The following is a 24532-nucleotide window of genomic DNA, read 5'->3' as shown; positions in this document are numbered from 1 at the left end:
GAAATAGGGGTGGTGTTATGATTCTTTTAACGATAGGTGCTATTTTGTTTATAGTTTTTATCTTCTTCATCATTGGTCTGCTTACTTTTACAATGCTTGTTAATAAAGCAACTCCACAAATTTACTACACACCTTGTGATTCCATGACAATACAATCTCATAAAAAAAATAGAGGGAAGAGAAGTTGATTTTAGGCTTTTCTTCCTCTTTTTATTTATCCCGCGTTAACGGGCAGTAAGACCCCATCTCAAAATTCAGAAAAAGTAAAGAAGTTAGGTGGGGGATTTTCGGCACCGGGATAGGGTTGTTTTTAGATACTTTCATTCTTTATTCTTCCTCTAGTATTTTTTCGACGCTTTCATCACAACAAGTTCTATCTTTCGCAATTTGGATGACTATAGCCTATGCACTATATCTATTCATTCCTGTATGGATGGAACGATCGTTTGCGAAATGCTTCCTATTTACGTGTAGAAAAAGGAGCTGATTCTTAAAAATCAGCTCCTATAAAACAAACTTACATTTTAGCAATTCCTTGTAATAGTATGCCGAAGAGTAGACTGATAAAAGAGAAAGCACCGACGGATACAGAAATAATTCGATTATTTTTCCATTCTTTTATGAAAACCATAAATCCTAAAATACAAAGAAAATACCAGATTGGTAGAAAAATAAAATCGCTAATATAATTAGGGAGTAATGTATAAAAACTAGTCAAAACTAAAATCCAATGTCCAAGAAATAAGGTCATAACGATAAAGGAATGTCGATAAGGAAGGTTTAAATATTTACGATTTTTAAGAGTTGTAAAAATGAAAGCTAACGTTATGAGAATGATTAGAATAACGAAAGCAAGTAAAAGTAATGTAAATGACATAGCAAAACTCCTTTAATACATTTGTTTCGTTATAGTTTTTAGAAGAAATGAATCAATCATTTCATATGCTTGTTTTGTAGATTGTTCGTTATAGTTTGTAGTATAAGGATCCAGAAATCCATGATTTCCTGGGAACTGTTGTATATGTAGAAATGAGTTGTCTTGTCTTTGCAATGTCGTAATAAGAGAAGAAATGGAACAGTTCAATTCTGTTTCTGGAAAAATTAAAAGAGTAGGACATGTAGGAATAATATAAGAGTAGTCTCGTATGCGAGAGCCATAGCAGCCAATAATAAAATTAACTTTTGGATTGTTACTGCATAGCCAAGAGATGGTTGCGCCAATGCTAAAACCTATGAGTCCAATATATGGGTAATTTTTTGAAAACTGTATAATCATTTCTTCAATTTTTTCTTTTCCATGTTGAAATCCAACGTTTTGCATAAAATGGGAGTAAGCTTTTTGTTCATCATTATAATGAAAAGGAGCATCTAGCTGTAAAAGACTTGGGCAGAAGATATCTACCTGTGGTGAAGAAAACCTGGATATGACATCCTGCATATGCTGATTTATGCCGTATATTTCGTGAACAACAATCAGAGCTACTTTGTTCTTCATTGATTATAAACCTTTCCTCTGAAAATTATATTCTCTTTCTACAACACATATTTTCATATGAAAGCTTTCATACCATTGTTCACGACCTCTTTGTCTTGCTATAGTATGTGCTGCATTTTCTCTCCATTGTTTAATTGCTTCAAGTGACTCCCAATATGAAATTGTAATACCGAGACCAGATGCATCCCGTACGCTGTCAACGTTTATAAAGCCAGGTTGCCCTTTAGCGAGTTTTTCCATTTCTTCAGCGACATCGCCATAATCAGTCGTGTCTTGTGAAAGCTGGGAAGTGAATATAACTGCATAATAAGGTTCGTTACTTTGCTTTGTATCCCTCATCGTATCCCTCCAAATATACTTATGGATTGTATCATATCATAAAGATTGAATAGTATGTCTTTTGAGTATAAAAATGTTTTGAGAAATATCCCGTACCATATTAGGATAACTGTTGAAAAAATAGAAATTTACGTTATTCGTGCAGTGATGATAAAAATATTTGGAAAGACAAATCATACGGCATACAAGAAAAACCCCACTTCAAATAAAACTGAAGTGGAGTTTCTTATATTTCTTCTAGGCTATTAACTGGAACTGTTAATTCGCGATCTGGATTCGTTGCATCATATATGCGGGCGGTTTCATTGCTTTCATCAACATGTTGAATCATAACGGGCATGCCTTGAAAACTAACATGCGCTTGTTCTGATGACTCGGAAAGCTCTTTTGCACGTTGTACATTCATTCTTACATTCCTCCCATCTTTATTATTTTTGCTGAAAAGGAGGAATAATATACCATTTTGAGATGGGTTTAAAGTTTTTGTATTATTTGTAATGTTTCTTTAATAAACACAGTAAATGTCGAATCAGGGAATTCTTGTATAGCATGAAAAGCTTCTGTTGCTTCTCGAAGCGCCTTTTTCTTATTTTTGAGTTCCATATAACAAAGGGCACGGTAAGCCCCCCCAGTTATAATCCATGCTTGGTCTAGTGGGTGAAACATATAATCTGGAATTGTCGCTTGCTGTAATGTTTCTAATGCTGCTTCATATCGCTTAAGGCCGTATAAAGCCTTTCCTTTTTCTAGGTAATAAACCCCGTCCTCTTGAAAGAGCGGTTTATCTTGAAGTTTTGTTCTAAATAAATCTAGATGTTTGAGAGCTAATGTATATTCATTTGTTATTGTATTATAATAATAAGCTTTTAATATATCTATAATCGCAATAGATAAAATATTTTCTGTGAAAACGGCAAATTGTTCGGATTTTTTTATATAGTGTAGATATTTATTTTCATCTGCCACTATTACATTTTGGTAGGAGAGAATTCGATAAAATTCATCTGTTTTATAATACACTTGATTTTCTTTTGAGAAGTCAAGAGCTTGTAAGATAATTTTTTCGCACCCATCATAATCACCATATGCGAGTAAAACAATTGCCTCACATAAGAATAATTCTATTTGTATAATAAGATCCATTTCTAATTGTTTTGCTTCATACTCTTTTCGAATAGAGGTAAGAAGTTCTAGGCATTCTTTATATTTTTTATGGACAAATAATACATAACACAGCTTTAAACTAGTTTGTGTACTTTCACGATATAAAGTATACTTTTGAAAAATTTCTACGGCTTTTTCAATATAGGAATGTATGCTGTAATCTTTCATATTAAATGCAACGCTTATAAATTGTTTATATAAACGAGCTGTACTTAAAGTAGGTGGTAGTTCTTTTTGAACAATAGGTAGCAGTGTACGATACGCTTCTTCAAATTGATTATTTTTTATAGCTTGTTCCATTTTTGGAATCAGCTTTGTTACTTCTTCGTTGTCCTCCTCTAGTAAAAAACTTGCTTCACATTCAAGCTGACTAGCAAGATATTGTAATGTCTTCATAGAAGGTGTTGCTTTCCCATTTTCAATTTGACTCAGCATACTTTTCGTTAGCTCTGAGCCAGCTAATTGTGTCTGAGTAAGACGCTTTTCTTTTCGCAATGCTTTAATTTTTTCACCAAGAGTAGCCATATCGTTGCTCCTTTATTATAAAAAAGTTAAATGCAATTAAACTTTTTGTTGTAAAAATTTAAAAAATGATTATATAATAAGTTTAACACAATTTAACTTTTTAGGGGAGAGTGGCGTAATGGGGGATGTAAGTATAAGTCAAAATGATCCGAGAATCAAAATCGCAACGAGAAATATCATTTTGATGATGATTGGAAAAATGACTTCTTTATTAGGTGCAGGGATTTATACGTTTGCAATGGGGTTATATGTTTTAAAAACAACAGGATCAGGAGTAGGTTTTGCAATTACGCTTATTTGTGGTTCTATTCCAAGAATGGTATGTGGACCAATTGCAGGGGCTGTGGCAGACCGAATAAACAGACGGTGGGTTGTTATTGGTGCGGATTTATTAAGTAGTCTTATCATGTTCACGATGTTTGCACTTTCTACTTTATTTGACATTTCACTTCTATTCATCTATGTATCTGCAGCACTGTTATCGATATGTGCAAGTTTCTATTCTGTTTCTTTTACGGCTTCTATTCCAACTTTAGTTGACAGTGCACGTATTCAACAAGCGAGTTCTTTAAACCAAACAGCGACAGCACTTTCGACTATTTTAGCACCAGTTATTGGTGGAATGGTATTTGGTTTGTTTTCAATGAAATTCTTTTTTCTTTTAAATGGTATTACATTTTTTTTAGCGGTAATTGTACAGTTTTTTATTGCATTTGATCTGTATAAAGTACAAGCAGAACAGAAGAAAGCTGATTTTTTATCCAGTATTAAAGAAGGATTCTTATATGTAAAAAGACGTGATGATATGTATACGATGTTAAAAGTGTTTATTTGGATTAATTTCTTTGGCAGTGCACTGTTTGTTGCACTTCCGTATATTATCATTCAAAACTTACGTTTATCGTCTCAGCAACTAGGTGTTGTGGAAGGAATGTTGGCGGTAGGAATGTTGGTTGCATCAATTGTTTTATCTGTTCGTAAGGAAATGAATAATTTATTTCGCGCGGTTCGCATTAGTTTATTTGTCTTAGCGGGTTTGTATTTGTGTACTGCATTTCCGTTATTAGTTACAATTCCAGGGACGGTAAGTTTTATTTACTATATAATTTTTATGCTTATTTTTGGAATGACGAGCATTTCCATCAATGTTCCCCTTCAAGTATATGTTCAGAAAACAACTGATTCACAATATCTAGGACGGGTTTTTGGATTAATTGAAACAATTTCTACGGCAATTACGCCTCTTGGAATTATTTTGTATGGATTTTTATTAGATATAATGCCAACTAGTATGGTAATGGTTATTTCGGCTATTGGAGTATGGATGGTAGTATTATTAGGGATGAAACAAATGGATGTGAAAAAACAAGTGGATGTATCAGCATAGATGTACAATGTTTTTCTAGGAAAACTTCATTTTGAAGGAAATGAAGTTTTTTCTTTTTTGAAAGTGTTTTTTAGTTATGATAAATTAAATTTAGAAATCCATGTTGAATGGCAAGAGAGAGGGAGAAGAACAACATGAAATACAAAATGGTTGTAATGCTTTTTGTACTGTTTATAGTGGCTGGATGTAGCAGTAATTACGATATCCAAGTTGATACAGGTATGCAGGCATTAAAAGATGAGAAATATAGTGACGCAATTATGTGGTTTGAAAAAGCAGAAAAAGAAAAATCTACGAACGAGGTAAAAGCCTATAAAGAAGTTGCTAGCCTGATGGATCATGGTGCAACGGCGTTAAAAGATGGTAAATATTTAGAAGCAAAGGATGACGCGAACCAAGTATTACAAAAGAAAAAGGATGCATCCCTTGAGAAATCTGTAAAGTCAAACGCAGAAAATATGCTTCAAAAGGCAAAAGACATTGAAGAAAAAGAAAAGGAAAGAATTGCAAAGCAGAAAAAAGTGGACGAAGAAGGAATTGATAAAGTAATTAAAGCGGTAGATAGTATTGATGAAGTAAAAGAAAAGCAGAAGAAAGCTGGAGAAGTATTGGATAAAGCTGAAAATGCACAAGAAAAAATAGAAGCGAAGAAAAACTAATAGAATAGTATTTGAAAAGGTATGTATGAGGCTGTCATTTTTATGACAGCCTTTCTTTTTGAACATTTTTTAACAAATGAAAGAAATAAAAAAAACACAGGAAATATTTGGTATGATAAAATTATTGGAAAAGTTTTCTACAAATCATAAGGGGGCTATGAAATGAGAAAATTAGATGGAAAAGTTGCTTTTGTTACCGGTGCTGCAATGGGGAATGGTGCTGGAATTGCCCATGTATTTGCTGAATTAGGAGCGAGAGTATTACTTGTTGATATTTCAGAAAAGGTTCATGAAACAGCAAAAGAAATTGTTAGTAAGGGGTTAGAAGCAGCTAGTTACGAAGTAGATGTAACTGACTTTGCAGCTGTAAAAGAAATAGCAAAAGATGTATACGAAAAATATGGGAAGATTGATATATTAGTGAATAACGCAGGAGTTATTCGTCTTGCTAACTTTTTAGAGATGTCAGATGAAATGCGTGATTTTCAATTTCAAGTAAATATTAACGGTGTGTGGAACTTCTCTAAAGCGGTCTTGCCATATATGATTGAGAAAAACTATGGAAAAATCGTGAACATGTCTTCTGTAACAGGAACGCTAGTTGCAGATGAAGGAGAAACAGCTTATGCGACAACCAAGGCCGCTATTTGGGGATTTACAAAAGCGTTAGCACGTGAAGTAGCCAAGCATCATATTACGGTAAATGCGATTTGTCCAGGCTATATTATGACGCCAATGGCAGAGCAAATTGCAAATGAGTCTGATCCAAATGAACCGAATAGTGTTATTGATGGAATCGCTTCAGGTGTTCCGTTAGGACGTTTAGGGAAAATTGAAGAAGTAGGACAATTAGCTGGATTCCTTGCATCTGACGAATCAAGTTACATAACAGGAACACACATTGTAATTGATGGTGGAAGTACATTGCCAGAAACAGTTTCTGTTGGTGTGGAGTAATATTTAAATATAGGAGGAATCTTAATGTTTTTAGGGTTTCTCCCATTAGGGTGTTTTTTTGTATAATTAGAAAAATCAATTTTGTTACAATAACTTGAATTTCCACTATTTCATCAAAAAAAGGAATATAATAAATGTATAACCTATTACAAGGAAGTGTAACTTATGAGTACAGTAGCTATCGTATATGGTATTATTCTTTCTACTATTATTGCTTTATTTGTTTTTGGAGTTTCACGTTATATCCACAAATGGAAAGAAGGGATTGCAAAGTTAAATCATATTGAAGAAGAACTTGGCGATTTAATGTTACATCATGGTAAGTAAAGAGGTTTATTTTTTAGTTAAACAATGTGAAGGATATCACAAAACATGCTAGCATTGTGGAGCATGTTTTTTTGTTATGTAAAAACGATAGTAGATAGGCACATCAGTTTGATTTCTTCCATACGATACAATGTTAAGTATGAAATGTTGGGAATAGAAAAGAGGGATCGAATGGCTAATTCAGGATATGTTCCAGATAATAAAAACTTAAAGAAAAGTTCTGGGACACCAAATCTTTTCTTTGACTCACGGGAAAATATATTTTTTAAACGAGATGATAAAAATATTGCTTATGAAGTGACTTCAACACAATTACCAGCAATGATTGGAGGAGCGTTTGTCGATCTTTTTATGACGAAAGGTCATATGAGGGAACCACATTGGCATCCAAACGCTTGGGAATTAGATGTCATCGTTTCTGGAGAAGCAATTACTTCTATTTTAAATCCAGAAACGAATCAACTGCAAAATTATCGAGCGAAAGCTGGGCAAACGGTATTTATTCCAATGGGTTGGTGGCACTGGATTACGGCTGTATCAGAAGAAGCCCATTTACATCTCTTCTTCAATAATGATCAATTTGAAACAGCTGAGGGTTCAGATGTCCTTAGAATGACCCCACCAGAAGTATTCCAAGTCGCTTACGGTGTTAATGCTGAACATTTAGCTAAGGATCTTGCACCTATTAAAGAATCTGTTGTGATTGGACCACCTAATTTAATGCGTTTTACGGATGAACAGCGGTCTGATATAGTGGTTGTATTAAACGGAGAGGTGACTTCGTGTGAGATAGAGTAGCCCTTGTTCTCGAGTGAGGGCTATTTCATTTGTGTGTTTCTAGCAAAACACTGGATTTTTTTACATAAAACCCCCTTGTACATTTGATATAATGAATATATTGATAAAAGGTATTTTGTTAGGGGGAGCAATATAGTGAAGGTGTTAAAGGTTATAGGATGGAGTATTTTTATTATTATAGCAATCATCATAGCGATTATGGAATATTACTATTCAAAAGAAGATCCAAACTATGTGCTAGATTACATAAAAGAGCATAAGAATGAGCAAACATGTTCATTAATGATTAGAAGAAATGGTGAAATTTTAGCTACTGTGAATGAGAATAAAAAACTACCGTTAGCAAGTATGGCAAAAATAGTAGTAGCAGTGGAATTTGCAAAACAAGTTTCAGAAGAAAAGATAAATCCACAGGAGCAAATTCCATTACAAGATTTAGAAAAATACTACGTACCAGACACAGATGCTGGAGCGCATCCTGCATGGTTAGAGGATGCAAAAATAAGAAATGCAATAAAAAATGAAAAGCTTTCTTTAGAAGAAGTAGCCCGAGGTATGATTCACTTTAGTTCTAATGCAAATACAACCTATTTATTAGAAAAATTAGGACTCGAAAGAATAAATAATAGCTTAAAAGAATTAGAGCTAAATAGCCATGATGCATTCTATCCATATACATCCCCCTTATATATGAGAGGGTATGTAGAAAAAGAACTGAATGTACCTAAAGATCAATCATTAGAAGTGTTACGTAAAATGTCTATGGATGAATATAGAAAGCATGCTTTGAAAATACATGAATGGATGAAAGATGAAGTGGAATGGAAAAAACACAATATACCATTAAAAGTTGACATGGAATTTCAACGTATTTGGTCTGATAGGCTAGTAAGGGCAACTGCAAAAGACTACATGAGTCTAATAGGGAAAATCAATAATAGAACTGCTTTTCCAAAGCCAATGCAAGATGAGATTGAGAAGATTTTTAATGGGACTGTTGGAGATAGTATATATGAACATGCTGGTAAAAAAGGAGGTTCAACTCCATTTGTATTGACAAATAGTTTTTATGGTACAGATAAAGAAGGAAACAAGGTTGAAATAGTCTTTATGTCTAATGATTTAGATTCTATGGAATTACAAAAACTTAAGAATAACTTAGATTATTTTATTCGATCTGTAGTAATGAGTGAGGAATTTAGAAAAAAGTTATAACAATATAATTTTATTATGTAAACAAAAGGTGCTTTTTTCATGAAGTGCCTTTTGTTTGTTATACAGCAAAAAATATTGAAAGGAATTGGTCTATATCTAATAGAATCAATGGGATAGAAGAGAAAATAAAAGGAGGATTTTCATGACTCATATATATTTTGTCCGTCACGCCCATTCTATATATACACCGGAAGAAAGAGAACGTCCATTATCCGAAAAAGGACGGAATGATGCGCAAAGTGTGGCAGAGTTATTAAAAGAAGAGAAAATTGATGTTGTAATTTCTAGTCCATACAAAAGAGCGATTCAAACGGTTCAAGGGGTTGCAAACCAATTCCAATTGCCAATACAAATTGAAGAAGAATTGCGTGAGAGACCACTAAGTAAAGAACCGGTAGAAGATTTTGAGGAAGCAATTATGAAGGTGCGGGAGAATCCCATCTTCTCGTTTAAAGGCGGGGAATCAAATGATATTGCACAAAAGCGTGGTGTTACATGTATTCAAAATATATTAAAACAATATAAAGGGAAAAATATTGTAGTTGGTACCCATGGAAATATTATGGTATTAATAATGAATTATTTTGATTCTACATATGATTATCATTTTTGGAAAACACTCGACATGCCAGATGTATATAAATTGACTTTTAATGAGGAGAGTTTACTTTCTACTGCAAGAGTAGAAAGTAAACTGAAATATAGAAACAGGTCATCATGTGAATAATTTGTAAAATTTTATCGAGAAAGCAGGAAAGAACGGGTTTGTTAGAGAAGTATGCTTTTGTAACATAAAAAAAAATGCATGATAAAGGAGGCTGTTTACATGTTTGAGAAAGAGAAGGGGTTAGTAGATCATCCACCAGAAGGGCTCATTGAAGTTCATAACGTATATGAAATTGTGCCACCTGATGGAACAATTATTGGTATGGCAACACCAGAAGAGATGGAAGTTGCTGCCGAACTCGAATTACAGCACTATGCCTATTCTCGTTTACTAGAAGCAAATATTCAGCTAGACGGTTCCTCCTACAAGGATATACTTCAGGAGTTCCAGGAGTATGAAAGAAAGTCAATAGGGTTTTGGCGGGCATTACATAAACGCTTAGCTGTACCTTGGGCATGGGTACTTCGTATTGATGTTGCGAATGGACCTATATATGTGAATAATGGAAACTCGTATTATGATGGTGATGAAGACGAGGAAGGTTATGAATAGATGAAAAGACAAGAAAGCAGTGAAGGCTGCTTTCTTTTTTGCATGTTTATTTAATTCTAGAATGCTCATTGTTTTCAGGGTCATGTACGTCACTTACTTCGAAGGAATGGATTGCCTGAATTATGATATCAGGGCGATCACTTTCGATTCCATGACTAGCATTTTGAGCGAGAATATATCGGCTGTTTTGGGAGAGCATACGTTGTTCTTGAATAAGTTCTTGCCATGTTTTTTCAAGCTTTTTAGCTTCTTCATTAGGCATTCCTTCTTGAATCATTTGCCCGATAGAATGATTGGGATCTCTTCCAATGACGATTAATGGTGTTTTTAATGTGACTCTAAGTTGTTTTATTCTATGTGCACAAGATTTCCACTCTGAAAGTTCAGAAGTAGTAGCCTTATATAAGAAAGGTGATGTAAGGAATTTCACGTATTGTTTTTGTTTATATGGTGACAAGTGACTGTATTGATTTAATGTAGAGTCTAGTTCTGCACGAAGTGCTTCGGCATTCATATTGGAATAATCCCTATATTTTTGTAGCCATATATCATCCGAATCGGTTTGATCAGAGGTAGGTAAATCCAGTTCATCTAATCGATGTAAGTTTACAGAAGTAGAATCAACAAGAATCAAAGCTTTTAACTGATTGGGGTGTACCATAGCAAAATGTTGCGCACATAACCCTCCATAAGAATGACCAACTAAAATTATGGGTTGTCGAATAGCTAACATATGTAATAGTTCCTGTAATTCTTTTGTTGCTTGTAGTGTTGTACGTGGTTCGTTACCAAGTTCACTTTTCCCATAACCAGGGCGGTGAAATAGAACTACGGTATAATTTGAAGAAAGTTTCTCTGCAATTTGGAACCAATCATAAAAGGAACATCCCATCCCTGTTTGAATTACAACGGTCTGAGAGCCATTTCCCATTGTGCAAACTTCTATTTTCTTTCCACGTACTTTTACAAAACGATTCATGGTAATAGCCTCCACTAAGATTGAAATGTTTTTTGAAAAGCAAATACGATACACCAAATGCCTACACCGAATAGTACAGAGGTACTGAGTGAAAAAGAATTTTTCAATCCAATATAAACAACAAATAATAGAAGTGCTGATGCAGGAAAGCCGTATAATACTCCTAAAGTAAATTGACTTAAATCTTGTTTGCTCCCACCTTCAAATGAAAGCCAAAACAAGCTAAGCAAACTGATGAGTGGAAGGGCAGCGATAAAACCACCAATTGTACTATAATGTTTGGCAAACTCAGTTACACCACCGATGATGAGGGCGGAAACGATTACTTTAACGAGGAAATGCATATTTTGACTCCTTTGCTAGTAATGAAAAAGCCTTTTCGATTAATTGCTGTTCTTCTTTTGAAAATTGAGATTCTAATACTTTTAATTTTTCTTCATCTAATAATGTATGTTTCGTTAACGCTTCCTTACCTTCTGTAGTCAATGTTAGATTAACGACTCGTTCATCTTGTTTATTTCGCTCCTTTATAACGAATCTTTTTTGAATAAGGCGTTTCACATGCTCTGATGCTGTATTATGAGATAAGCCTAATTCAGATGCAACTTTCCCAATTGTAGTCTCCGTTTCTCGGGAAATGATTTGAAGAATCCGAATGGCTTGGTGAGAAAGATTATCTTCATATTCATACCGTAAATGATAATAAATGGTTTCCCAATTTTGATTGATGTTCTTCATAATGATAATATTCCTCCGTTTTTTATTTATATCTTATAATACGATATATTCGTTTTGTAAGAAGTAAATTCCTTTATTTGCATAAAAATTATTGAAAAAGTTTATTTTTCTTGAAATATACGGTACTCTTAATGTAAAGGCATACAAATAGCAAGAGAGAGGATGATAGAAGTGAATACATTTAAATGGATTAGTCATGAAAAGATGTATTTAGACCAAATACATGTTGAAAAATGTGGTCCTCTTTCAGTTGGTGTATATGGCGGGAATCAAGAGAGTGATGCGTATGAAAGAGGAGATGCAGTACTAGCTTGGTGGGATACGCAATTAGAATTTGAATTTGTTATGATCTTTGATGCTCATCATAAAACGAAAAATATACATTATATAATAGAAGCAATTTCTGAAAGAAAAGAGAAATTAAAAGAATTATTCTCATATCCAGTTCATCTTGCGTTTCACCATACACATATGTATTTATTAGCGTTATTTACAGATGAGTTATTTATTGAGAAATGTGAACAAGAGAATGAAGAACTCGCGTGCTTAATTTGTTTACGAAAAGGTGAATTTTTATATTGGTTATCAGTAGGAGAGTGCTTTGCTTATTTATTTCATTCGGAACAATCACAGAATGGAAAAGGGAGATTAAATAAACGTAAATTTTATGAATATATTGGAAGGAAAAATGTTTTTGCTGCTAATTCACCCTGCTTCACTTCTGGAGTTCGTGGATTAGAGAAGGGAATGAATCATATTGTTTTGGCGACAGACGGTGTGTTAGAGTGTGATAAGCAAACGTTTGATGATGATCAATCTTTACTTGAAGTACTGCATAAAGGAGATTCTCTTCAGATTGAACCTGCATTAGCGAATGTGCTTGAATGGAAGGGAAGAGATTGTGCGACTATCATTGGGTGGTCAATTGATACAGAAAATAGAGAATATGCGAATTAATATTTTTCATAAAGTGAGCTTAGGACAAATCCATTCTAAGCTCATTTTCTTTTTCTTGAATAAACGTAAAATTTAAATAATCCAATGCAAACAAACCTTCAGTATATTTCTAGTGTATCGAAGGTTTATTGTATATGTGGAAACACATTTACTCTGTGAAAATGAAAAAATGATTATAAATATGAGAGAAAAAATTTTCCTGTACGTTATATAAGGTGTAAAAGCTTTTACAAAAAAATAAGGGGAATTGCGAAATGAAATCAAATGAGAAAAATTTTATAAAAAGGCTGCAGCGACAAAAAGAAGATGCGTTAGAGTTTATTGTCGATACTTATTTGTCATTAATAAAAGCAATCGTACATAAGGTTCTTATTCCGCTTAAAAATGATGGACTTATAGATGAATGTATCAATGATATTTTTCTTTCAGTTTGGAATAATGCAAACAAGTTTCATGGAGAGCCGGAAGATTTTAAGAAATGGATTGCAGCGGTTGCTAAGTTTAAAGCAATTGATTACTACAGAAAATCCATTAAGGAAGTTGAGGTTACCTCAGATGATTTTGATGTAAATACAGGAAAATCGATAGAAGATGAACTGATTATAATGGAAGATAGGGATGAACTGATAAAGTTAATTAATCAATTAGAGCCTATAGATCAAAAGATTTTTATCATGAAATTTCTTCTAGGGTTAAAGACGGAGGAAATAGGAGAAAAGCTCGGTTTAACGCGAGCGGCGATAGATAATCGGATTTATCGAGGGAAAAAGAAATTACAAAAAAATGCTACGAATCTTAGTTTAGGAGGTAGTGTAATATGAAAGACATTTACGAGCTGTTAAATGACATTGATATAGATGAAAAAGAATTAGAGGAAATGAAGGCTTATGAATTTGAAAAGGAAAAAGTGAAACGTAACTTAAAACAGGCTATATATATAAAGAAAAAAACGAAGAACTGGAAAAAGGGTGTCGCTGTTGCATCTATTTTAGTAGGGTTGTCAGTTGCAACACTTGGAATTGGATTTCCTACTTATGCAGGAGGGCTTCCGATTGTAGGTAATATTTTTCGGTTTTTAGATAATGGTAGAACGGGACTTTATGAAAATTATAAAGAATTTTCTACTGAGTTAAATATGGTGAGGGAAAGTAATGGGATTAAAATAACAATCAATGATGTGATTTCTGATGGACGAACTGTATCAATAACATATTCAATGGAAAGTGAGCAAGATTTAGGAGATGACCCAATTATATTAGGTGGGTTAGATATAATGGGGTCTGATGGAGGAACAGGAAGTTCTCAAATTTCTAAAGTTGCAGATAAAAAGTATGTAGGTATGGCGACAACGATACATCATAGCAGTAATAAAAAAGACAAAATAAACCTTAGATGGAATATAGACAAAATAGAAATACCGGATAAAAAGAAAGAAATAAAAGGGAATTGGAATTTTGCTCTTACTGTAAAGGCAATGGATAGTAAAGAAAAAATAATTAGTGGAAGTTCCGAAAAAGAAGGCGTAAAAGTAAATATGGAAAAGGTGGCAGTGTCACCGATAACGTTTATTCTTTATTACAATCAAGAAGTTTCTAAAAATACAAGGAAGGAATGGGATGCTGTAGATGTTGAGTTGGAAGTTAAAGATGATTTAGGTAATCATTATTCTGGAGAAGGAAATGGTGGATCAGGTAAGGATTCCTATAATATTCATTGGAGTGATACATTTCAAAAGCTCAATGAAAATGCAACGAAACTAATTATTACTCCCCGGATTAATTTGCGAGTTCATACTCCTGAAAACCATGGCGGGGTAGAAATGAGTGGTAGAAAAGAGAAGAAGATTGAAGTACCTAAAAAAGAAGCAAAAAGTAAAGATATTGTTTTAGATGATATTGTGATTGATTTGAAGAAGTAATAGGTGTAAGGACTGTCTTGTTTACACAAGGCAGTCCTTTTTCATGAAACCACTATAAACAATAAATAGTTATATTTTTTGCGGGGAAACAAGGAACTGGTGTTAACAATCACGAAGAAATTAAGTAAAGGAGTGACTCGTGGTGTATGAATTGAAATGGATAAATCATGATAAATTAGTAATATTTGTTGCATAATAGAATGCTGGAATTATTATTGAAGGGGTATTTATAGGGGACATTCACATAATCATGGTCATTCACAAAATAAAAAAGCGTTAATGGTTGTATTCATATTAACGACAAGTTTTATGATTGCTGAGGTTATTAGTGGATTTGTAACGAATAGTTTAGCACTTTTATCAGATGCTGGGCATATGCTAAGTGATGCAGTCTCTCTTGCTTTAAGTTTACTTGCCTTTAAAATTGGAGAAAAAAAGGCGACTTTAGACAAAATATATGGATATAAGCGAATTGAAATATTAGCCACATTGTGCAATGGTGGCGTTCTTATTGCTATCTCGATATACATTTTTATCGAAGCAATTCGCCGTTTTCATGAACCAGTAGAGATTGCAAGCAATGGCATGTTAATGATTGCTGTTTTCGGTTTGTTCATTAATATTACGTCAGCATGGATTTTAATGCGAGGCGGAGATGTGAAAGGAAATTTAAATGTACGAAGTGCTTTTTTGCATGTCTTAGGTGATTTATTAGGATCAGTGGGAGCAATTATTGCAGCGATACTTATTAAATTTTTTGGCTAGACAGTTGCCGATCCAATTGCCAGTATCCTCGTTTCCATCTTAGTCATTATAAGTGGCTGGCGTGTAACACATGATACCGTTCATATATTGATGTGGAAGAAGTGAAAGATACATTATTAAACATTGCAATTGTAAAAGAAGTGCACGATTTACACATATGGTCGGTTACATCAGATTTTCAAGTTTTAACGTGTCATCTTGTTATAGAAAAAGGTGAGGAAGCACAAAGTGTATTAGCAGAAGCAATACGTTTATTGAAGGACAGTTTTCATGTAGAGCATGTTACGATTCAAATAGAAATAGAGAGGGACTCTATCCATAAAGAACCACTTTGCAAAGTATGAAAGAAAAAAGATGATAAAAAGTGTCATAAACCATCTTAGGAAACATACATATATATAATGTGGCCACAAACAGTTTGTAAGGTAAATATTTCATGATATTACTTTACTTCTAAAATATCATCTTTTATAATCAAAGTGGTAATTGATAGAGATTATCATTTTCAATGATTGTGGAAAGGAGTTTTTAAAAGATGAGTAGTCAACTCCGTTTTGCTGTTGAAAATCGTAAGAGGCAGTTAATTGATCAGTTAATTGGGGCGGGTGTGTTTAAAATTCTCGATCGACAATTATACGAGCTTTCTTTAGAGGAACTAGAAAAAGAGTATAGGGACATTGAGAAATATGCCGAGATTCGCGCATAGTTATATAGAATTGTAAAGGAAGAGCCGTTTGTGTTGAGAGAACACGTAAACGGCTCTTTTCATTATTTCATAGAGATTATTTTTTGGATTTCTTTCATTGGTCGTAACCAGTTTTGAGACATGATTTGTTCTATTTGTGCTGCATCCTGGTTTTTTAATGCCTCAATTATTAAATTGTGCTCTTCAATCGATTTACGTGCAGGAATGAAGTTTTGGAAAAAAAGGTATTCAAGACGTAACACATGAAGTTGTATGTTTGCTAAGAAAGGCTCGATATATGTATTTTTAGCGATTGATACGATTGTATTATGAAATTGTATATCTAAGTTTAATGCTTGTTTTGAATTTTTTTCATCTATAGCATTTTGAAATGCCTCGTTTATTTCAGAAAGTCTTATCAGGTCGGTGTCGTTTATTTGATGAATTGCTTGTTTTCCAATAATGGTATGAAGGCCAGCGATCGTTTCATAAATGACAGATACATCTTCTAATTTTATAGGGGTGATTTTTGTTTTTTGTCCTGGAACCATCTCGACCAGTCCTGAAAGTTCTAACACTTGCAGTGCTTCTCTAACCGGTGTTCTGCTCACACCTAAAGCTTCAGCTAGCTCTCCATCATTAATCTTTTCATCAGGTTGTAAAACACCTTCAATAATCCAATCTTGTAGTTGGTTTAAAACGAGGGATTTAGCAGATACTCTTTCTTGCTTTCGATAGTTTTGAGGAATAGGCATGATCGAACAGTTCCTTTCATTTTATGTTTTGTTTTTTCGTAACGGCAAGTCGTAGTTTCGGTTTTCCTTCATCTGGCTTTTGGCTTAGTACAAGTACCATTACAATAATACAAAGAGCGCCTAAAAATTGGAACGATTGAAACGGAACATGCAAAATGAGAATAGAAGAAATGATAGCTGCAAGTGGTTCTGTACAACCAAATAATGTAGTTTCTTTCGGTGTAAGATATCGTATGCTGTCTAAATATAAATAAAATGCGATGAGTGTGCCGAAAATAACAACGAATGTAATGAGAAAAAGATTGTTAGGCTGAAAATATTTCATGCCAGATAATAAGATAAACTCGTTCGTGGAGAGAAAATGTAAGACGGTTACACCAACTCCTCCAATAATCATCCCCCATCCAACAATGACAGATGAAGACCATTTCTCTAATAATTCCTTTGAATAAAGGCTATAGAATGCTAGTGATAAACCGGATAAAATGCCCCAAACGATAGCTGGTGTTGAAACAGCTAAATTATCAATGGATCCATTCGTTAGCAAGAAAAAGGTCCCGATTAAAGATAGTACGATAGAAATAAAATCGATTTTAGTAGGACGAATATTCCATTTAAAGATAAGGTAAACAGTTATAAATATTGGTGCTAAATATTGTAACAATGTTGCGACTGCAGCATTTCCTTCCTGAATAGAAGCAAAATAGGTATATTGTACAGCAAGCATACCTAACAATCCAAACAGAATTATTTTGTTTGCCTCAGCTTTTTGCTTCCAAATGCCAAGTACTTCTGATTTTTTACTGCCAAATGAGGAGAATAAGAGCAAAATAATTCCGGATATAAGTAATCGAATTGTAACTAACCATTCTGTAGAAACATTTTCTTGTTGAAACAGTTGTTGTGCAGCGGTCCCGGATAATCCCCATAAACTAGCACCTGTAATGACCATAATAATGCCTTTCAATCTTCCTGAATCCATAGCTGGGTCCTCCTTTCAAAAAGAAAATCTAATTGAAATATTGAATACAATATGTAATATATCACGAGTAATATTAAAAATAAACAGAATTTTTTAACATTAAAGATAGACATGTAATAGTTATAATTATGGTAAAATATTGTAAAGGAGGGATTTGATGATCGGTGGATTTATAATCAGCTTTCTTGTAGGCATGTTAATCATTATTATGGGATACCAAATTCATATAAAAAAGCGATTATTTCTCATTGCAGGATACCAAGAAGAGACTTTCGTGGGGGATAAAGAGAAACTTGCAAAAATATCTGGGATTTTTTCTTACGTAATAGGAATTACTACCGCTCTGTTACCATTTGGACTAGAATCAATTGGTGATGCTGCAGGGGTTGGGTATGGGATTTTTGTTGTTATAAGTACAATTGTACTTGTTATATGGGCTAATGTAATAAATAAGCCTCACAAATCTGAATGATAAACGAAAGCAAGATGGTAACCTTTTGAGGAAGCCATCTTGTTTTTGAAATCACTTTATAGTTAGTAATCTTATGAATTTTGTATTATGAGACAACGGTAAAAGGGGGAATTGGATCAACAAAATCATCCCACTCTTGATTCATTTCTTCCCCGGTTAATAAGCATGTATCCAAAGAGCGTTCAATTTCATATTGATTCATTTCAACTCCAATAAAGACTAGTTCTGTTATTCGATCCCCATATTGATCATCCCAATTTTTTAAGATTTCTGGTTCTTCCCTAAGTATTTGCTGTTGCTCAGCTGCAGGTAATGTTACAACCCATTCACCAGCTCCTTGAATGGTAATGGAAGAGCCAGCTTGAGAGAGAAGCCCCATCATGTGATTACGAGATGCAAGCCAGAAAAAACCTTTCGCTCTTACAATATCTAATGGCCATTTTTGTAACCAATTCATAAGTCGAACAGGATGAAATGGACGTTTGCGGCGATAAACAAAGGAACTAATGCCGTATTCTTCTGTTTCTGGTGTATGGTGTTCGCTATTTAACTCCTGAATCCAACCAGCTGCTTGACTTGCTTCATCATAGTTAAATAAATTTGTATTTAAAATTTCATCTAGTGGAACCACGCTAAATGAAGATTCAATGATTTTTGCTCCAGGATTTAATTTTTGTAAGAGGCGATAGAGTTCCATACTATCTTCTTTTTCTAGTAAATCCACTTTGTTCAAAAGAATCACATTTGCAAATTCAATCTGATCAATTAGTAGATCGATAACTTCTCGAGTATCTGTTTCATCAATTGCTTGCTTTCGATCTAGTAAACTTTCACCAGCTGCAAAATCATCCCAAAATCGGTTTGCATCGACTACGGTAACCATTGTATCGAGACGACATTTGTTCGTTAAATCAATTTCAAGTGTCTCATCTATATACGTAAATGTTTGTGCAACAGGAATTGGTTCACTAATGCCGGAAGATTCAATAACAATGTAGTCAATATCTCCTGTCTCTACAAGGCGATTTACTTCAATAATTAAGTCTTCTCGAAGTGTACAACATATACAGCCGTTTTGAATTTCTACTAATTTTTCTTCTGTACGAGAAAAACCTCCTTGTTTCACAAGAGCAGCGTCAATATTTACTTCGCTCATATCATTTACAATGACAGCTACTTTTAAGCCCGCTCTATTTGTCAAAATATGATTCAATAATGTTGTTTTTCCAGAACCTAAAAAACCACTTAAAACGGTAATGGGTATTTTTTTCATTGTATATTCCTCCTGTTAAATCGTAATCATTACGTTTTATGATAAATAATTTTAAAGAGAAATGCAACAATAAATCATAATGATTACGATTTATGAATAGAAGTGAAGTATGAAAAATGTTTGGGATTTGTCATAGAAGAAGAGGACAAGCATACGTTTAAATATGAATAAAACGGAGGCGAGGAAGTTGGTTTTTAATAGAATATCAAAGGAGTTAATTGGTAAGATCCTCATTGTTATCTTTCTTTTTTTGTTATTTTTTGTAGATTTTACAAGTCTATCAAACTTGCACAAGAGTATTCCAAAAGAATGGTTAAACGTAAATGCAATTTTTTTAAGTATTTTCTTTGAAGCAGTCCCGTTTATTTTATTAGGGGTTATTGTTTCTTCCATTATTCAAGTATTTGTGACGGAAGATATGATTCAAAAGGTACTACCAAAGTCACCTATCGCTATGATGCTACCAGCGGCATTTGTAGGCGTTATATTTCCAATGTGTGAATGTGTCATCATTCCTATTGTAAGAAGGCTCATTCAAAAGGGGTTACCACTTCATGTTGGTATTGTTATTTTGGTGAGTGCTCCCATTATGAATCCAATTGTTTTTTTATCAACTTTTTATGCGTTTCAAACAAATCCGTCGATTATATATGCTCGCTTTGGTATAACTTTTCTAGTTGCACTTCTTATTGGATTAGTTGTGTACTACTGTTACCATGGGAAAAATGTATTAAAGGATGTAATAGTTCCAATACATGAAAAACAAAAAAAGAGTTGGAAAGATGTTGTAAATCATACAGTTGATGAGTTTTTTGATACAGGGAAATATTTATTAATTGGTGCGTGCTTGGCAAGTTTATTTCAAACGTTTTTAGATCGAAATGCTCTTGATGCAGTAGCACATAGTGAAGTAATTTCACCATTTGTGATGATGGGATTTGGGTATGTATTATCCCTTTGTTCAGCAGCTGATGCTTTTATCGCAGCATCTTTTGGTCATATATTTTCTACTAAAGCTCTTCTTTCATTTCTTGTATTTGGTCCAATGCTTGATTTTAAAAATACATTTATGTTATTTGCTTATTTCCAAAAGAAATTTGTATTCGCGTTTATTGGGATTGTAATTGTGGCTGTGTATATTGTTGTTCAGCTGATAATGTGATTAAGGAGGGGGGAAAATGCGTAATCAAGAACAAAGAAGATTCCATAGTTATATTCGCGGTATCATTTTAATTGGTTTTGCAATGCTGTTATTTAAACTTCTTGTAACAGGGAATATTGACCATTTCATTGCACCGAAAATGATAAAGTTCACATATGCGACCTTTGCAGTTTCACTTCTTCTTGGATGTGTACAAGTATGGAAAAATGGTGAAGAGAAACAAAATGCTTGTGGTTGTTGTGAACCTCAAACAGTGCCGAAATCAAAAATGGGTGTTTTTCTGTTATACGCCTTGTTTCTTGTTCCTATTGTTAGTGCATTTTTATTCTCGAATGTAACGATTGATGGTAGTCTCGCATCAAAGCGAGGAATGAATCAGAATGCACAGGCAAAGAGTGTAGAGAAGAAAGTGCCACAAACGAAACAGGTTAGTTCTGATTGGAGAGAGTTATTAGTTGATAAAGAAGAGGAGCCGATTCAAAATCTTCCTGCATCAGGGCAGTCATCAGAAGAATTAGCAAGAAATGTGCTGAAACAAAAAACAATACAAGTTGATGATAAAAATTACATTCAAACGATGGATGTAATTGGTCAGGATGTTCTTGGATTTAAGGGGAAACAAATTACATTTACTGGTTTTATATATAATGATAAAGAAGTGAAAGGAGATAAAACAGTGGTTGCTCGGTACGGCATTACATGTTGTATTGCAGATGCTTCTGTGTGGGGAATGATTGTTTCTGGAGACGAAATAAACACTCTGTCAGAAGAGACGTGGGTGAAAGTCACAGGGACATTAGATGAAACGACATATAAAGGGACGTTGTTTCCACTTGTAAAAGTAAGTAAAGTAGAAAAGGTGGAAAAGCCGAAGGATCCATATGTGTATGATGCTTTGCCGCAATGATAATTTGAAAGAGCAATTAGCATTGCTAAGGAATGAGGGGTGAAGGCATACCCACTGTATCTTCTTTCTAAAGCGACATATGGATAAGTTTGTGAAAGTTAGTAATCGAAAAAAAGAATTACAAAACATATATAAAGAGTATTAAGCCTGTATGATTTTAAAAGAAAAGATCTGGTACATTAAATAAAAAAGCTTTCTTTACTCATTAGGGTAAAGAAAGCTTTTTTATGGATTGGTCTTCAGGATATTATTTTTCCGAAACCTCAATTACTTTAACTCATAATTAGTGGGGATGAAGAGAATTGTCACTTTATAAATTACAGCAAACTCTACACCTTTATTTTATTAAACAATTATACGTAATTGGATAGCGTATTTTGGATAGATTAAAAATATGAATGTATAAGTGAATATGTTTTGTAATTGTATTGGGAAGGAAAACTTTCGGAGGGATGTATTTTTATGATAAGAAATTGTGTAGCATTACTCATTATTGATGTACAAACAGGTTCTTTTCAAGAGAAGCAACCTTTATATAAAGGAAAGGAATTGTTAGAAAATATTCAGTTGTTAATTTCAAAAGCTCGATCTGCTCAAGCACCTGTTTTTTATATGAAGTATAATGGGAAAGTTGGTTCACCACTTGAACCAAAGACTTTAGGTTGGGGGATTCATAAATCTATAGCTCCATTAGCAGAGGATATTGTTCTTAAGAAAAATCACCCAGATTCATTTCATAGAACGAATCTGCAACAGGAGCTAGACGAAAGAAATATAACACAAATTGTAGTGACAGGAATTCAATCTGAGATTTGTGTGGATGCAACATGTAGACGTGCTTATAGTCTTGGATATGATCTTACTCTTGTAGAAGATGGACATAGTACATACGACTCCACAATCTTATCTGCATCCCAAATTATCGATCATCATAACCAAGTAATTGGACAATGGTTCGCTCATGTTAAACCTGCTGAGCAAATTAGATTTTAGTGGGTATTTTGATTGCGGATGAATTTTTAAGAATGGCAAATAATATAGCGCAGATATTTCTGTTTATTCATATATATTATTTTTCGATGTGCATAATTCTAAAATAACAATGTTAGAAAATGGAATAATTGTTGTACATATGATTTCTATTTTAAAATCTATTTTTTAGACTTTCTTTTTAATAAGGCTTTTTGGTAAGTATTGAACTACCCCCACCTTCACTTTGTTTAGAGGAGGGGGTCTTCTCGGTTAAAATGATAAATAAAAATACAATATTTTTTATAATTTTCATTGCGAAATGTCCGCTCTACTTTTACAATAGAAAAGGTGTATATTTATTATACTAAAAAAACAAATCGGAATAATATGAAAATTATAGTTTGTCTTTGTGCATTATATACAAAAGTACATATTAGGCGACATACATCATGTTATCGACTTGTAAGGAGAGAAGCAAATGAAAAGTGTAAGATTACCATCAATTCCAGAAATCATTATTCTTTTATTACTATTTCTTGCTGTTGTCTTTTCCTTTCAAACGATCTTTAATTTGCCGATTCAACTAGCGCTATTTATTTCATGGTTTTTAGTAATTGCGCTTGGACTAAGGTTAGGGTTTCGTTATCAAGAATTGCAAGATGCAATTACAAAAGGAATTTCCAACGGATTAGAAGCTGTTCTCATCTTAGTTGCTGTAGGAGCATTAATTGGGACATGGATTGCTGGCGGTGTTGTACCGACATTGATCTACTACGGATTAGAATTTATTCATCCGAGTGTATTTTTATTAGCAACCTTAATTATTTGCTCAATTACTTCCATTGCAACAGGTACATCATGGGGAACAGTTGGTACGGCTGGTATTGCCATGATGGCAATCGGTGAAGGTCTTGGTTTACCGCTTCCACTAGTTGCTGGAGCAGTACTTTCAGGGGCATACTTTGGAGACAAGTTATCTCCGCTTTCTGATAGTACGGTACTTGCTGCTTCAATGGCAAAAGTAGATGTTATTGCACATGTTCGAGCTATGCTTGTATTAGATGTACCAGCATATATTATTACCGGTATTATGTTTACAGTTGCCGGATGGATGTATGGTGGAGATAATGTTGATTTAAACAAAGTGGAATTTTTAAAAGAAGCTTTATTAAAGCAATTTGATATTAAAATATGGATGCTTGTACCAGCGGTTATTGTCATCGCACTATTAGCAATGAAAAAACCATCAATGCCAACAATTGCAATGGGAGCGCTTCTCGGTGCAGTTTGGGCAACTCTGTTCCAAGGTATGCACTTTGGAGAGGCAATTGGAACAGCATATAACGGTTTTTCTATTGAATCAGGTGTGGACTTCATTGATAAGTTGCTAAATCGCGGTGGAATCAATGGTATGCTTGGTTCAGTAGCAGTTATTATTTTTGGATTAGGTTTCGGAGGGTTACTTGAAAAACTCGGTGTTTTAAAAGTAATCGTATCAAAATTTGAGAAGAAACTAAACTCTGCAGGAAATGTAACACTGTCCACATTAATCGTCGCTTTCTTGGCAAACGTATTCGGCTGCGCAATGTACGTATCACTTATTTTAACTCCAAAAATTATGCAAGACAGCTATGATAAATTAAAGCTCGATCGTCGTATATTGGCTCGTAACTCAGAAGTGGGCGGAACGCTAACTTCAGGTATGGTTCCATGGTCTGATAATGGGATTTACATGGCTGGTATATTAGGGGTCGCAACATTATCATACATTCCATTCATGTGGATGAGCTTTGTATCATTAGCATTGGCAGTTATATACGGATATACAGGGAAATTCATTTGGTATGTTGATGATGCTGAAAAAGGGAAGCAAGTGTCATAA

29 protein-coding genes and 2 pseudogenes are annotated in these 24532 nt (G+C 33.8%); 20 read left to right on the top strand and 11 right to left on the bottom strand.

The features are described 5' to 3' along the window. Positions 1–17 precede the first annotated feature (17 nt). Positions 18–188 (top strand): DUF3951 domain-containing protein, encoded by a 171-nt coding sequence (locus tag MHH71_RS07365; protein WP_003196553.1) that lies wholly within the window; start codon positions 18–20, stop codon positions 186–188. Between the two features lie 83 nt (positions 189–271). Continuing rightward, a pseudogene (locus MHH71_RS07360) lies at positions 272–487 on the top strand (hypothetical protein); the annotation flags it as partial. A 30-nt stretch (positions 488–517) separates the two neighbouring features. Here MHH71_RS07360 and MHH71_RS07355 read toward each other — a convergent pair. From MHH71_RS07355 to MHH71_RS07335, 5 genes are all read right to left on the bottom strand, one after another. After that, complete coding sequence (locus MHH71_RS07355) at positions 518–877, bottom strand: hypothetical protein (protein ID WP_006094375.1); 360 nt, start codon at positions 875–877, stop codon at positions 518–520. A 12-nt stretch (positions 878–889) separates the two neighbouring features. Further along, positions 890–1495, bottom strand: coding sequence for a dienelactone hydrolase family protein (locus MHH71_RS07350; RefSeq protein WP_006094376.1), 606 nt, complete (start codon positions 1493–1495; stop codon positions 890–892). A gap of 3 nt (positions 1496–1498) precedes the next feature. After that, complete coding sequence (locus MHH71_RS07345; protein WP_006094377.1) at positions 1499–1834, bottom strand: antibiotic biosynthesis monooxygenase family protein; 336 nt, start codon at positions 1832–1834, stop codon at positions 1499–1501. Positions 1835–2060: 226 nt separating this feature from the next. Further along, a complete protein-coding gene (locus MHH71_RS07340; RefSeq protein WP_006094378.1) occupies positions 2061–2240 on the bottom strand; it encodes an H-type small acid-soluble spore protein in 180 nt (59 codons plus the stop codon). 68 nt (positions 2241–2308) lie between these two features. After that, positions 2309–3523 carry a helix-turn-helix domain-containing protein gene (locus MHH71_RS07335; protein ID WP_006094379.1) on the bottom strand — a complete coding sequence of 405 codons (1215 nt, stop codon included), beginning with the start codon at positions 3521–3523 and terminating at the stop codon, positions 2309–2311. A 118-nt stretch (positions 3524–3641) separates the two neighbouring features. On the opposite strand from MHH71_RS07335, the gene MHH71_RS07330 reads away from it, so the two are divergent. The 8 genes from MHH71_RS07330 (at position 3642) to MHH71_RS07295 (ending at position 10085) form a co-directional block, all read left to right on the top strand. Further along, complete coding sequence (locus MHH71_RS07330; protein ID WP_006094380.1) at positions 3642–4910, top strand: MFS transporter; 1269 nt, start codon at positions 3642–3644, stop codon at positions 4908–4910. Between the two features lie 134 nt (positions 4911–5044). Then, on the top strand, positions 5045–5569 hold the full coding sequence (locus MHH71_RS07325) for a DUF4398 domain-containing protein (protein ID WP_018782492.1): 525 nt from the start codon (positions 5045–5047) through the stop codon (positions 5567–5569). 162 nt (positions 5570–5731) lie between these two features. Continuing rightward, positions 5732–6526 carry an SDR family oxidoreductase UcpA gene (ucpA, locus tag MHH71_RS07320; RefSeq protein WP_006094382.1) on the top strand — a complete coding sequence of 265 codons (795 nt, stop codon included), beginning with the start codon at positions 5732–5734 and terminating at the stop codon, positions 6524–6526. A gap of 165 nt (positions 6527–6691) precedes the next feature. Next, positions 6692–6853, top strand: coding sequence for a hypothetical protein (locus MHH71_RS07315; protein ID WP_003196574.1), 162 nt, complete (start codon positions 6692–6694; stop codon positions 6851–6853). A 171-nt stretch (positions 6854–7024) separates the two neighbouring features. Further along, positions 7025–7651 (top strand): cupin domain-containing protein, encoded by a 627-nt coding sequence (locus MHH71_RS07310; RefSeq protein ID WP_018782490.1) that lies wholly within the window; start codon positions 7025–7027, stop codon positions 7649–7651. Positions 7652–7786: 135 nt separating this feature from the next. Then, complete coding sequence (locus MHH71_RS07305; protein WP_006094384.1) at positions 7787–8866, top strand: serine hydrolase; 1080 nt, start codon at positions 7787–7789, stop codon at positions 8864–8866. Between the two features lie 142 nt (positions 8867–9008). Beyond that, positions 9009–9593, top strand: coding sequence for a histidine phosphatase family protein (locus MHH71_RS07300; protein WP_006094385.1), 585 nt, complete (start codon positions 9009–9011; stop codon positions 9591–9593). 99 nt (positions 9594–9692) lie between these two features. Continuing rightward, positions 9693–10085 (top strand): hypothetical protein, encoded by a 393-nt coding sequence (locus MHH71_RS07295; protein WP_018782488.1) that lies wholly within the window; start codon positions 9693–9695, stop codon positions 10083–10085. 46 nt (positions 10086–10131) lie between these two features. Here the strand turns inward: MHH71_RS07295 and MHH71_RS07290 are convergent, their stop codons facing one another. The 3 genes from MHH71_RS07290 to MHH71_RS07280 are packed head-to-tail and all read right to left on the bottom strand — an operon-like array spanning position 10132 to position 11802. After that, complete coding sequence (locus MHH71_RS07290) at positions 10132–11064, bottom strand: alpha/beta hydrolase (protein ID WP_033798788.1); 933 nt, start codon at positions 11062–11064, stop codon at positions 10132–10134. A 14-nt stretch (positions 11065–11078) separates the two neighbouring features. Beyond that, positions 11079–11408 carry a DUF3147 family protein gene (locus MHH71_RS07285; RefSeq protein WP_018764360.1) on the bottom strand — a complete coding sequence of 110 codons (330 nt, stop codon included), beginning with the start codon at positions 11406–11408 and terminating at the stop codon, positions 11079–11081. Continuing rightward, positions 11392–11802: a MarR family winged helix-turn-helix transcriptional regulator gene (locus tag MHH71_RS07280; RefSeq protein ID WP_006094388.1), complete on the bottom strand. Its 411-nt coding sequence runs from the start codon at positions 11800–11802 to the stop codon at positions 11392–11394. The genes MHH71_RS07285 and MHH71_RS07280 overlap by 17 nt, the downstream gene beginning before the upstream one ends. 162 nt (positions 11803–11964) lie before the next feature. Between MHH71_RS07280 and MHH71_RS07275 the strand changes: the two genes are divergently transcribed. From MHH71_RS07275 to fbpA, 5 genes and pseudogenes are all read left to right on the top strand, one after another. Continuing rightward, positions 11965–12759 (top strand): protein phosphatase 2C domain-containing protein, encoded by a 795-nt coding sequence (locus MHH71_RS07275; protein ID WP_006094389.1) that lies wholly within the window; start codon positions 11965–11967, stop codon positions 12757–12759. A 254-nt stretch (positions 12760–13013) separates the two neighbouring features. After that, positions 13014–13580 (top strand): sigma-70 family RNA polymerase sigma factor, encoded by a 567-nt coding sequence (locus tag MHH71_RS07270; RefSeq protein WP_003196592.1) that lies wholly within the window; start codon positions 13014–13016, stop codon positions 13578–13580. Beyond that, complete coding sequence (locus tag MHH71_RS07265; RefSeq protein WP_033798789.1) at positions 13577–14677, top strand: DUF4179 domain-containing protein; 1101 nt, start codon at positions 13577–13579, stop codon at positions 14675–14677. The genes MHH71_RS07270 and MHH71_RS07265 overlap by 4 nt, the downstream gene beginning before the upstream one ends. A 279-nt stretch (positions 14678–14956) precedes the next feature. Beyond that, a pseudogene (locus MHH71_RS07260) lies at positions 14957–15786 on the top strand (cation diffusion facilitator family transporter). A gap of 191 nt (positions 15787–15977) precedes the next feature. Continuing rightward, the gene (fbpA, locus tag MHH71_RS07255; RefSeq protein WP_003196601.1) at positions 15978–16148 is read left to right on the top strand and encodes a Fur-regulated basic protein FbpA; all 171 of its coding nucleotides are present in this window, start codon (positions 15978–15980) and stop codon (positions 16146–16148) included. A gap of 62 nt (positions 16149–16210) precedes the next feature. Here the strand turns inward: fbpA and MHH71_RS07250 are convergent, their stop codons facing one another. After that, entirely contained in the window at positions 16211–16882 is a 672-nt protein-coding gene (locus tag MHH71_RS07250; RefSeq protein WP_006094393.1) for a GntR family transcriptional regulator, read from the bottom strand. A gap of 16 nt (positions 16883–16898) precedes the next feature. Further along, a complete protein-coding gene (locus MHH71_RS07245; protein ID WP_003196604.1) occupies positions 16899–17864 on the bottom strand; it encodes a DMT family transporter in 966 nt (321 codons plus the stop codon). A 157-nt stretch (positions 17865–18021) separates the two neighbouring features. Here MHH71_RS07245 and MHH71_RS07240 point away from each other — a divergent pair, with 157 nt between their 5' ends. Continuing rightward, positions 18022–18336 (top strand): DUF3784 domain-containing protein, encoded by a 315-nt coding sequence (locus tag MHH71_RS07240; protein WP_003196606.1) that lies wholly within the window; start codon positions 18022–18024, stop codon positions 18334–18336. A gap of 85 nt (positions 18337–18421) precedes the next feature. Here MHH71_RS07240 and MHH71_RS07235 read toward each other — a convergent pair whose 3' ends face one another. After that, positions 18422–19609, bottom strand: coding sequence for a GTP-binding protein (locus MHH71_RS07235; protein ID WP_006094394.1), 1188 nt, complete (start codon positions 19607–19609; stop codon positions 18422–18424). Between the two features lie 187 nt (positions 19610–19796). On the opposite strand from MHH71_RS07235, the gene MHH71_RS07230 reads away from it, so the two are divergent. The 4 genes from MHH71_RS07230 to nhaC all read left to right on the top strand — a co-directional run bounded on the left by MHH71_RS07230 (position 19797) and on the right by nhaC (position 24532). Further along, positions 19797–20771, top strand: coding sequence for a permease (locus MHH71_RS07230; protein WP_018782482.1), 975 nt, complete (start codon positions 19797–19799; stop codon positions 20769–20771). 16 nt (positions 20772–20787) lie between these two features. Next, positions 20788–21678: a TIGR03943 family putative permease subunit gene (locus MHH71_RS07225; protein ID WP_006094396.1), complete on the top strand. Its 891-nt coding sequence runs from the start codon at positions 20788–20790 to the stop codon at positions 21676–21678. A 462-nt stretch (positions 21679–22140) separates the two neighbouring features. Next, complete coding sequence (locus tag MHH71_RS07220; protein WP_018782481.1) at positions 22141–22671, top strand: cysteine hydrolase family protein; 531 nt, start codon at positions 22141–22143, stop codon at positions 22669–22671. A 457-nt stretch (positions 22672–23128) separates the two neighbouring features. Next, positions 23129–24532 carry a Na+/H+ antiporter NhaC gene (gene nhaC / locus MHH71_RS07215; RefSeq protein ID WP_003196614.1) on the top strand — a complete coding sequence of 468 codons (1404 nt, stop codon included), beginning with the start codon at positions 23129–23131 and terminating at the stop codon, positions 24530–24532.

The sequence above is a fragment of the Bacillus sp. FSL H8-0534 genome (genome assembly GCF_038005885.1).
GTDB lineage: Bacteria > Bacillota > Bacilli > Bacillales > Bacillaceae_G > Bacillus_A > Bacillus_A pseudomycoides.
The sequence above is the reverse complement of the archived record's forward strand: the minus strand, read 5'-3'. Positions and strand labels throughout refer to the sequence as shown.

Coding starts and splice junctions, on each gene's coding strand:
- MHH71_RS07275 (WP_006094389.1), top strand. CDS start 11,965: ATGATAGAAGTGAATACATTTAAATGGATTAGTCATGAAAAGATGTAT.
- MHH71_RS07290 (WP_033798788.1), bottom strand. CDS start 11,064: ATGAATCGTTTTGTAAAAGTACGTGGAAAGAAAATAGAAGTTTGCACA.
- ucpA (WP_006094382.1), top strand. CDS start 5,732: ATGAGAAAATTAGATGGAAAAGTTGCTTTTGTTACCGGTGCTGCAATG.
- nhaC (WP_003196614.1), top strand. CDS start 23,129: ATGAAAAGTGTAAGATTACCATCAATTCCAGAAATCATTATTCTTTTA.
- MHH71_RS07355 (WP_006094375.1), bottom strand. CDS start 877: ATGTCATTTACATTACTTTTACTTGCTTTCGTTATTCTAATCATTCTC.
- MHH71_RS07335 (WP_006094379.1), bottom strand. CDS start 3,523: ATGGCTACTCTTGGTGAAAAAATTAAAGCATTGCGAAAAGAAAAGCGT.
- fbpA (WP_003196601.1), top strand. CDS start 15,978: ATGAGTAGTCAACTCCGTTTTGCTGTTGAAAATCGTAAGAGGCAGTTA.
- MHH71_RS07285 (WP_018764360.1), bottom strand. CDS start 11,408: ATGCATTTCCTCGTTAAAGTAATCGTTTCCGCCCTCATCATCGGTGGT.
- MHH71_RS07310 (WP_018782490.1), top strand. CDS start 7,025: ATGGCTAATTCAGGATATGTTCCAGATAATAAAAACTTAAAGAAAAGT.
- MHH71_RS07330 (WP_006094380.1), top strand. CDS start 3,642: ATGGGGGATGTAAGTATAAGTCAAAATGATCCGAGAATCAAAATCGCA.
- MHH71_RS07265 (WP_033798789.1), top strand. CDS start 13,577: ATGAAAGACATTTACGAGCTGTTAAATGACATTGATATAGATGAAAAA.
- MHH71_RS07365 (WP_003196553.1), top strand. CDS start 18: ATGATTCTTTTAACGATAGGTGCTATTTTGTTTATAGTTTTTATCTTC.
- MHH71_RS07295 (WP_018782488.1), top strand. CDS start 9,693: ATGTTTGAGAAAGAGAAGGGGTTAGTAGATCATCCACCAGAAGGGCTC.
- MHH71_RS07345 (WP_006094377.1), bottom strand. CDS start 1,834: ATGAGGGATACAAAGCAAAGTAACGAACCTTATTATGCAGTTATATTC.
- MHH71_RS07245 (WP_003196604.1), bottom strand. CDS start 17,864: ATGGATTCAGGAAGATTGAAAGGCATTATTATGGTCATTACAGGTGCT.
- MHH71_RS07250 (WP_006094393.1), bottom strand. CDS start 16,882: ATGCCTATTCCTCAAAACTATCGAAAGCAAGAAAGAGTATCTGCTAAA.
- MHH71_RS07220 (WP_018782481.1), top strand. CDS start 22,141: ATGATAAGAAATTGTGTAGCATTACTCATTATTGATGTACAAACAGGT.
- MHH71_RS07350 (WP_006094376.1), bottom strand. CDS start 1,495: ATGAAGAACAAAGTAGCTCTGATTGTTGTTCACGAAATATACGGCATA.
- MHH71_RS07235 (WP_006094394.1), bottom strand. CDS start 19,609: ATGAAAAAAATACCCATTACCGTTTTAAGTGGTTTTTTAGGTTCTGGA.
- MHH71_RS07270 (WP_003196592.1), top strand. CDS start 13,014: ATGAAATCAAATGAGAAAAATTTTATAAAAAGGCTGCAGCGACAAAAA.
- MHH71_RS07300 (WP_006094385.1), top strand. CDS start 9,009: ATGACTCATATATATTTTGTCCGTCACGCCCATTCTATATATACACCG.
- MHH71_RS07225 (WP_006094396.1), top strand. CDS start 20,788: ATGCGTAATCAAGAACAAAGAAGATTCCATAGTTATATTCGCGGTATC.
- MHH71_RS07340 (WP_006094378.1), bottom strand. CDS start 2,240: ATGAATGTACAACGTGCAAAAGAGCTTTCCGAGTCATCAGAACAAGCG.
- MHH71_RS07280 (WP_006094388.1), bottom strand. CDS start 11,802: ATGAAGAACATCAATCAAAATTGGGAAACCATTTATTATCATTTACGG.
- MHH71_RS07240 (WP_003196606.1), top strand. CDS start 18,022: ATGATCGGTGGATTTATAATCAGCTTTCTTGTAGGCATGTTAATCATT.
- MHH71_RS07315 (WP_003196574.1), top strand. CDS start 6,692: ATGAGTACAGTAGCTATCGTATATGGTATTATTCTTTCTACTATTATT.
- MHH71_RS07325 (WP_018782492.1), top strand. CDS start 5,045: ATGAAATACAAAATGGTTGTAATGCTTTTTGTACTGTTTATAGTGGCT.